General features: G+C 70.8%; 6 protein-coding genes. All 6 read left to right on the forward strand.

Annotation, left to right across the window (positions count from 1 at the left end):
- Window positions 1-307: 307 nt before the first annotated feature.
- Window positions 308-802 (forward strand): type VI secretion system lipoprotein TssJ, encoded by a 495-nt coding sequence (gene tssJ, locus AC1DYN_RS30305; protein ID WP_477966125.1) that lies wholly within the window; start codon window positions 308-310, stop codon window positions 800-802.
- 17 nt (window positions 803-819) lie between these two features.
- Complete coding sequence (tssK, locus tag AC1DYN_RS30310) at window positions 820-2,148, forward strand: type VI secretion system baseplate subunit TssK (protein WP_477966127.1); 1,329 nt, start codon at window positions 820-822, stop codon at window positions 2,146-2,148.
- A 15-nt stretch (window positions 2,149-2,163) separates the two neighbouring features.
- The gene (locus AC1DYN_RS30315; protein ID WP_477966129.1) at window positions 2,164-3,507 is read left to right on the forward strand and encodes a DotU family type VI secretion system protein; all 1,344 of its coding nucleotides are present in this window, start codon (window positions 2,164-2,166) and stop codon (window positions 3,505-3,507) included.
- The gene (gene tssM, locus AC1DYN_RS30320) at window positions 3,504-7,103 is read left to right on the forward strand and encodes a type VI secretion system membrane subunit TssM (RefSeq protein ID WP_477966131.1); all 3,600 of its coding nucleotides are present in this window, start codon (window positions 3,504-3,506) and stop codon (window positions 7,101-7,103) included. The genes AC1DYN_RS30315 and tssM overlap by 4 nt, the downstream gene beginning before the upstream one ends.
- Complete coding sequence (tagF, locus tag AC1DYN_RS30325; protein ID WP_477966133.1) at window positions 7,100-7,819, forward strand: type VI secretion system-associated protein TagF; 720 nt, start codon at window positions 7,100-7,102, stop codon at window positions 7,817-7,819. Before tssM ends, tagF begins: the two co-directional genes overlap by 4 nt.
- On the forward strand, window positions 7,816-9,023 hold a 1,208-nt coding region (locus tag AC1DYN_RS30330; protein WP_477966135.1), incomplete at its 3' end, for a serine/threonine-protein kinase. The genes tagF and AC1DYN_RS30330, both read left to right, overlap by 4 nt.

Genomic DNA, 9,023 nt, shown 5'->3' on the forward strand with positions numbered 1-9,023 from the left:
GCATTGGCCAGCGCCACCGGGGCGCCGCCGGTGGTGGCCGAGGCCCCGCCCGGCGCGGACGGCGAGGGCGCCTGCGAGGCGCAGCCCGCCAATGCGAGCGCGGCCGGCAGCAGGAGGGTGTTCAGGCGCAGCATGGGCGCGAGCCTAGGCCGCGGCCGGGGTGCCTCCAACTGACCTTCGTCAACCGCCGCCACCGTTCTCATTACCTTAGTCACGCCTGCCGCGCGGGGTCGACCGCTATCCTGCCCACGCCAGACCGCGAACGTGGCCGGATGCTGCGTTGCGGCCCCAACCCTCTTGTTCCCCCATGACCATCCGTTCCATGCGTCATCTGCTCCTCTCCGCCGCGCTGGTGTTCGCCGGCGCGCTCGCCGGCTGCAGCACCGTCGAGAAGATCAACCCGTTCGCCGGCCCGGCCAAGCTGAAGGGCGAGATGTCGGCCGGCGCGCAGCTGAACCCCGATGCCCGCAAGCGCGCCTCGCCGGTCGTCGTGCGGGTGTTCGAGCTGAAGGCCAGCGCGCAGTTCGAATCGGCCGACTTCGTGTCGCTGTTCGAGCGCGAGGCCCAGGCGCTGGGCCCCGACTTGGTGGCCCGCGAAGAATTCGTGATGCGCCCGGGCGAGAAGCGCACGCTCGACAAGAAGCTGTCGCCCGACACGAAATTCATCGGCGTGATGGTCGCCTTCCGTGAGCTCGAGCGCGCCCGCTGGCGGGCCGTGATCCCGGTGGCCATCAACCGCACCAACGAGGTCACGATCAGCCTGGACGACATTGCGGTGCAGGCCCAGCGCACCTCGCCCTGACACCGGATGGACAAGCGATGAGCTGGCGTGCCAAGGTCGTGTGGTCCTCGGGGATGTTCCTGCAGCCCCACCATTTCCAGCAGGAAACCCGCTACCTCGAGCGCCTGGTCGATGCACGCACGCGCTGCGTCACGCCGTTCGCCTGGGGCTTCACCGAGCTGGAGATCGACGAAGGCCTGCTCGCGCTCGGCAAGCTGGGGCTGACGCGCGCGAGCGGGCTGCTGCCCGACGGCACGCCGTTCGCGATGCCGCTGCTCGACCCGCTGCCGCCGCCGATGGCGGTGCCGGCCGACGTGAAGGGCGAGCTGATCTACCTGGCCCTGCCGATGCAGCGCCAGGGCCTGAACGAGGTCGATTTCAGCGGCACCGACGAGCTGTGCCGCTTCGAGGCCGCCGAAGAGAACGTGCGCGACAACACCGACGCGAGCGACGAGCCGGCCACCATCCAGACCGGCCGGCTGCGCCTGCGCTTCGTGCGCGCGAAGGAGGCCACCGAGGCCTATGCGCTGCTCGGCGTGGCGCTGGTGGCCGAACGCCGCAGCGATGGCCAGGTGACGCTGGAGCGCAGCTACATCGCGCCGCAGGTGGCGATCGAGGCGACGGCGCAGCTGTCGGCCAGCGCCTCGTTGCTGCACGGCCTGATCCTGCAACGCGCGCAGGCGCTGGCCGGCCGCATGGGGCAGCTCAGCCATGGCGTGTCGGAACTGGCCGACTTTTTGATGCTGCAGACGCTGAACCGCAACGAGCCGATCTTCAGCCAGCACGCCGCGCTGCCCAACGCCCACCCGAAGGAGCTGCACCGCGACTGCCTGCGCCTGGCCGGCGACCTGGCCACGCTGGCCAGCAGCACGCGCCGGCCGCCCGAGTTCCCGCCGTACCGGCACGACGACCTGAACGCCTGCTTCACGCCGATCTTCTCCGAGCTGCGCCGCATGCTGACCGCGGTGCTCGAGCAGAACGCGCTGCAGATCGAGCTGGTCGACCGCAAGTACGGCGTGCGCACCGCGGTGGTCAACGACCTGGAGCTGGTGCGCACCGGCAGCTTCGTGCTGGCCGTCAATGCGCAGGTGCCGGGCGAACAGCTGCGCCAGCGCTTCCCGGCCCAGACCAAGATCGGCCCGGTCGACAAGATCCGCGACCTGGTCAACCTGCAGTTGCCCGGCATCGGCCTGCGCTCGCTGCCGGTGGCGCCGCGCCAGCTGCCCTTCCATGCCGGCTTCTTCTATTTCGAGCTCGACCGCGCCGGCGAGCTGTGGAAGTCGATCGAGAGCAACGGCAGCCTGGCGGTGCACATCGCGGGCGATTTCCCTGGCCTGGAGCTGGAGTTCTGGGCCATCCGCAGTTGAACGTGGTAAAGCGCGATGAGCCCCTCTTCCCCCGACGACCCGTTTGCCGAAGTCGACACCGGCCGCACCTTCATCATGCCGACGCCGGGCGGGCGCACGACGGCGATGCCGTCGCGGCCGCAGGCGGCACCGCAGCATGCCGGCGCCGACGTCGCCGCCGACATCGGCCCCGGTGACAGCGGCCTGAACCCGCTGGTCGCGCTGGCCAACCCGCTGCTGGCGCTGGTGCCGCAGATCCGCGCGTCGACCCAGCTCGCCGACCCGGCCGCGCTGCGCGAATCGATCGCCCAGGGCCTGCGCGAGTTCGAGGCCCAGGCGCGCGCCCGCGGCATCGCGCCCGAGCGCGTGCTGGCGGCGCGCTACATCCTGTGCACGCTGCTCGACGAGGTGGCCGCCACCATGCCCTGGGGCGCCTCCGGCCAGTGGGGCCGGCACAGCCTGCTGGCGATGTTCCACAACGAGACCGGCGGCGGCGAGAAGGTGTTCCAGCTGATGGCCAAGCTGGCCGAGAACCCGTCCGGCAACCGCGACCTGCTGGAGCTGATCTACGCCGCGCTGTGCCTGGGCTTCGAAGGCCGCTACCGCGTCGTCGACGGCGGGCGCGCCCAGCTCGAGGCGGTGCGCGAGCGGTTGGCGCAGATCATCAAGAAGGAGCGCGGCGACTACGCGCCGGCCTTGGCGCAGAACTGGCGCGGCGAGGCCGCGACGCGGCGTTCGGTGCTGACCTGGCTGCCGTTGTGGGTGGCCGGCGCGGTGGTCACGCTGCTGATCGTCGCGATCTACCTCGGGCTGTCGTGGCGCCTGAGCGGCGATTCCGACCCGGTCTACGGCCGCATCCAGGAGCTGCGGCTGATCCCGCCGACGCCGCCGGTCAAGCTGCCGGCGCCCCGGCCGCGGCTGGCGCAGTTCCTCGTCAACGACATCAAGGCCGAGCTGGTGACGGTGCGCGACGAGGTCGACCGCAGCGTCATCATCATCCGCGGCGACGGGCTGTTCGCGCCGGCCAGCGCGGCGCTGAGCGCCGAGCGCGAGGCGCTGATGAAGCGCATCGCCGAGGCGCTGGCCCAGGTGCCGGGCTCGGTGCTCGTCACCGGCCACACCGACAACGTGCGCATCCGCACCGCGCAGTTCCCGTCCAACTGGCACCTGTCCGAGGAGCGGGCCAAGACGGTGCGCGACATCCTGTCCGGCTACGGAGTCGCCGCCGACCGCTTGAAGGCCGAGGGCCGCGCCGACGGCGAACCGGTGGCCGCCAACGACACGCCTGCCAACCGCGCGCTGAACCGGCGCGTCGAGATCACCTTGTTCATCCCGCGCGGCGCGACGCCCGCGGCCTCGGCTCCCGGAACCGGATCATGAAGAAGCTGCTGGGATTCCTGCTCAACCCCTGGTTCCTGCTGATCCTCGGGCTGCTGGCGCTGTCCATCGTCATCTGGATCGTCGGGCCGCTGGTCGCGATCGGCAACTGGCGGCCGCTGGAAACCGCCACCGCGCGGCTGGTCTGCATCGCCGTCATCGTCGGCCTGGTGGTGCTGCGCAAGCTGTGGCAGTACTGGCGCGCGCGCAAGACCAATGCGAAGGTGGTCGACCAGCTGTTGACGCCGGTGCCCGGTGCTGCCACCGACGACCCGGCGAACGCCGAACTGAAGACGCTGAACGAGCGCTTCCAGAAGGCGCTGCAGACGCTGCGCAACGCGAAGTTCGACACCGGCAAGACGGGCTTCGCCGGCGCCTGGGGCGGGTTGTCGTCGCGCCTGGGCAAGCGCTACCTGTACGAGCTGCCGTGGTACGTGATCATCGGGGCGCCGGGCTCGGGCAAGACCACGGCGCTGGTCAACTCGGGGCTCAATTTCCCGCTCGCCGCCGCGATGGGCGAGCATTCGGTGAAGGGCGTCGGCGGCACGCGCAACTGCGACTGGTGGTTCACCGACCAGGCGGTGCTGATCGACACCGCCGGCCGCTACACCACGCAGGACAGCCACAAGAGCACCGACAGCCGGGCCTGGGAGGGCTTCCTCGGCCTGCTCAAGCGCAGCCGGCCGCGCCAGCCGCTGAACGGCGTGCTGGTCACCGTCTCGGTGACCGACCTGCTGACGCACAGCGCGAACGAGCGCGCCCAGCATGCCGCCACCGTGCGCCTGCGCCTGCAGGAGCTGCACGAGCACCTGGGCATGCGCTTCCCGATCTACCTGCTGGTCACCAAGTGCGACCTGCTGGCCGGCTTCATGGAGACGCTGGGCGAGGTCGACAAGGACACGCGCGCCACGCCGTGGGGCATGACCTTCAAGCTCGACAAGCAGCAGCACACCGACCTGTCGGTGTTCCCGGCCGAGTTCGACGCGCTCGAGAAGCGCCTGACCGACGGCCTGATCGACCGGCTGCAACTGGAGCGCGACCCGCAGCGGCGCGCCCGCATCTACGGCTTCCCGCAGCAGTTCGAGGCCTTGCGCGGCCTGCTGAAGGACTGGATCGAGCAGGTGTTCTCGCCGTCGCAGTTCGAGGCCCACCCGCTGCTGCGCGGCGTGTACTTCATCAGCGGCACGCAAGAGGGCACGCCGATCGACCGCATGCTGGGCCGCATCGCGCGCACCTACCGGCTCGAACGCACCGTGCTGCCGCCGCTGCAGTCCAGCGGCAAGAGCTTCTTCCTGTCGCGGTTGCTGAAGGAGGTGGTGTTCGGCGAGGCCGCGCTGGCCGGCACCGACCTCAAATGGGAGCGCCGCCGCTCGTGGATGATCGCCGCCGCCTACGCGGCGATCGGCGCCATCACGCTGGGCGTGCTGCTGGCCTGGGGCGTGAGCTACCTGAACAACCAGCGCTACATCGCCAAGGTCGACGCCACCGTCGAAGAGGTGCGCAAGCTGGTGCAGGCGACGCCGAACCGCGCGTCGGCCGACATCCTGGTGCTGCTGCCGGCGCTGCAGGCCACGCGCGACCTGGCGCGGGCCGGCATCGGCGACTCGGTGCCGTTCAGCTACGGCTTCGGGCTGTACCAGGGCCGCAAGCTCGACGGCGCGTCGCAGCAGGCCTACCGGCGCATGCTGACCGACGCGGTGCTGCCGCGCATTGCGCTGGGCATCGAGGACCGGCTGAAGACCGGGCTCGACAACCCCGAGCTGCAGTACGAGGCGCTGAAGGCCTACGTGATGCTGTACGACCCGGAGCGCTTCGACTCGGCCGCCCTCAAGCTGTACGTGATGGCCGACTGGGAGACCAACCTGCCGCGCTCGGTGACCACCGAGCAGCGCGCCGAGCTCGAATCGCACCTCGACGCGCTGCTGGCCGAGGGCCAGGCGGTGTCGCCGCTGCCCGAAGACAAGCAGCTGGTGGCGCAGACGCGTGCCCGCCTGATCGCGACGCCGCTGACCCAGCGCGTGTACCGGCGCCTGAAGCGCCAGGGCGTGGGTGCCGACATCCCCGAGTTCACCGTCGCCAAGGCGGCCGGCGCCGGTGCCGGGCTGGTCTTCATGCGCGCCAGCGGCCAGCCGCTCACCAAGGGCGTGCCGGGGCTGTTCACCTACGACGGCTACCACAAGGGCTTCCAGCGCGAGGTCGAACGCGTCGCGCGACAGCTGGCCGACGAAGAGAGCTGGGTGCTGGGCGTCAACGACAGCAGCCGGCTGAACGCGCTGCGTTCGATCGAGGTGCAGCAGCAACTGGCCGACGAGGTGCGCCGCCTGTACCTGACCGACTACGTGACGGTGTGGGAGGAGTTCATCGCCGACGTCAAGATGCTGCCCACCGCCAACCTGTCGCAGGCGGTGCAGATGTCGCGCGTGCTGTCGGCGCCGGACAACCCGCTGGTGCCGTTGCTGAAGGCGATGTCGCGCGAGACCACGCTGGCCGACAGCAAGGACGTGGCGTCCAAGGTCGAGACCAAGGCGCGCGATGCGATCCAGCGCTCGCGCGAGGAGCTGCTGCGCCTGCTGGGCAACCAGGCGCCGGCCACGCCGCTCGGCCCGGGCCAGCGCATCGAGAGCATCGTCGACGACCGCTTCGTCGGGCTGCGCCAGCAGGTGATGGCGGCCGACGGCAAGGCGGCGCCGATCGAATCGACGGTGGCGCTGATCAACGAGGTGTACACGCTGCTGACGGCGGCCGACACCGCGGTGAAGGGCGGCAACGTGCCGCCGCCGTCGGACGTGCCGAACAAGGTGAAGGCCGAGGCGGCGCGGCTGCCCGAGCCGATCCGCTCGCTGCTGAACACCTTGTCGGTCAGCGGCACCAAGGCGGCGCTCGACATCACGCGCAGCAACATCGGCAACTCGATCAATGCCGAGATCGGCGAGTTCTGCCGCCAGGCCATCAGCGGCCGCTACCCGTTCGCGCGCGCCAGCAGCCGCGACGTGACGCAGGAAGACTTCGCCCGCGTGTTCGCGCCCGGCGGGCTGTTCGACGCGTTCTTCCAGAAGAACCTGGTCAACTTCGTCGACACCTCGACGCGGCCGTGGAGTTTCAAGAAGATCGACGGCGCGTCGATGGGCGCCGACAGCTCGACGCTGCTGCAGTTCCAGCATGCGGCGGTGATCCGCGACACCTTCTTCCGCGCCGGCGGCAACGTGCCCGGGCTGCGGCTGGACTTCAAGCCGGTCGAGATGGACGCGACGATCACGCAGTTCTCGCTCGACGTCGACGGCCAGCTGGTGAAGTACGCGCACGGGCCGCAGATTCCGTCGTCGATCCAGTGGCCGGGGCCGCGCGGCAGCACGCAGGTGCGGGTGGCGCTGACGCCGGTGTCGGCCAGCGGCCTGTCGGGCGACACCCGGGAAGGGCCGTGGGCCTTGTTCCGGCTGTTCGACAAGCAGCAGGTCGAAGCGGCCGGCGCGCCGGAACGCTTCAAGGCGACCTTCAACATCGACAACCGCAAGGCGGTGTTCCTGGTCACAGCGAGCAGCGTGCGCAACCCGTTCCGGCTGCCCGAGCTGCAAGAGTTCTCCTGCCCGGGCAAGCTGTGAGCAGCACCTTCAGCATCGACGCCTTCCTCGAAGGCACCGGCACGCAGGCGCCGGGCTGGTTCGGCAAGCTCGCGATGCTGGGGGATTTTGCGAGCCGGCGTCTGCCGCAGCCCTTCGTCGATGCCTGCGATGCGTGGTTGTCGCAGGGCATGGACGCGAGCCGGGTGCGGCTGGGCGCGCAGTTCCTCGACGTGTACCTCACCGGGCCGATCTGGCGCTTCGCATGGGCGCCGGGCGTGATCGACAGCGAGTGGTGGGTGGGCGTGCTGATGCCCAGCGTCGACAAGGTGGGCCGCTACTTCCCGCTGCTGGTGGCGCAGACCGCGCACGACCTGCCGGAGACGCTGGACGGCATCCAGGCGCTGGACACCTGGTACCGGCACCTGAGCGCGGCGGTGCTGGGCACCTTGTCGGGCGGCGCGACGGTGGAGGATTTCGAATCGGCGCTGGCGCGCGCGCCGTCGTGGCGCGGCGAGCGGCACAGCGTCGAGCCGGCGGCCACCGCGATGCCGGGGCGGCTGCGCTACACCTATGCGGGCGCCGCCAGCCTGCCGCAATGGATCGACGGGCTGGTGGTGGCCGAGGCGATGCGCCGCTACACCGGCCACAGCCTGTGGTGGCCCGACCATGCGTCGGCACCGGACGACAGCCTGTCGGTGGCGCCGGGGTTGCCGCCGGCAGATTGCTTCTTCGAACTGCTGGAGGGCCGCTGGTGAGCGATGACCGCACGGTGGTCAACCCGACCAGCGCACCGAGCGACGGCGGCAACTCGCTGCCGAACGGCTTCCGGCTGCAGGAGTACGTGATCGAGGGCCTGGTCGGCGAGGGCGGGTTCGGCATCGTCTACCTGGCGCGCGACACGCAACTGGGCCGCGTGGTCGCGCTGAAGGAATACATGCCGGCGACGCTGGCCACGCGCGGCGCGCAGTGCGAGGTGTCGGTGCGCTCGGCGCGGCACCGCGAGACCTTCGAGCTCGGGCTGCGCAGCTTCGTCAACGAGGCGCAGCTGCTGGCCGCCTTCGACCATCCGTCGCTGGTCAAGGTGTACCGCTTCTGGGAGCAGCAGGGCACGGCCTACATGGTGATGCCGTTCTACGAGGGCCCGACGCTGAAGCAGTGGCTGATCGAGCACGGCCGGCCGGACGAGGCCTGGCTGCTGTCGGTGGTGCACCCGCTGATCGATGCGCTGGAGCTGATGCACCACCAGCGCTGCTACCACCGCGACATCGCGCCCGACAACATCCTGCTGCTGAAGCAGCAGAGCACGCAGTTCGGCGGCGCGCCCGGCATGCGGCCGGTGCTGCTGGATTTCGGCGCGGCGCGGCGCGTGATCGGCGATGCGACGCAGGCGCTGACGGTGATCCTGAAGGCCGGCTATGCGCCGGTGGAGCAGTACGCCGAGTCGAAGGCGATGCGCCAGGGTCCGTGGACCGACGTGTATGCGCTGTGCGCGGTGCTGTATGCGTCGATCACCGGGCGCGCTCCGCTGGCGTCGGTGAGCCGGCTCGTCACCGACGACCTGCAGCCGGCGGTGCAGGCCGGGGCAGGGCGCTACTCGCACGAGTTCCTGGCGGCGATCGATGCCGGTCTGGCGGTGAAGCCGGACGGCCGGCCGCAGGACATGGCGGCGCTGCGTGCGCTGCTGCCGGGGGGGCTGGGCCATGCGACCGGCCTGGGCGGGGCGACGCGCGGCAAGCTGGCGGTGCCCCCGGATCTGGGCGCCTCGACGGTGGTGACGCCGTCGACGCGGCCGGCCGAGCTGATGCCGGATCCGCATGCGGTGAAGCCGTCGCGCAGCGGCGTGTATGCGCTGGCCGGGCTGGTGGCGGTGGCCGTCGCCGGGGCAGCCTGGTGGTCCGGTTCGCGCGCGCCGGCGCCGGTCTCGGCGGCCGCACCGGCGGCGTCGGCGGTGGCGGTGGC

Source organism: Rhizobacter sp. P2_D12, from assembly GCF_056404395.1.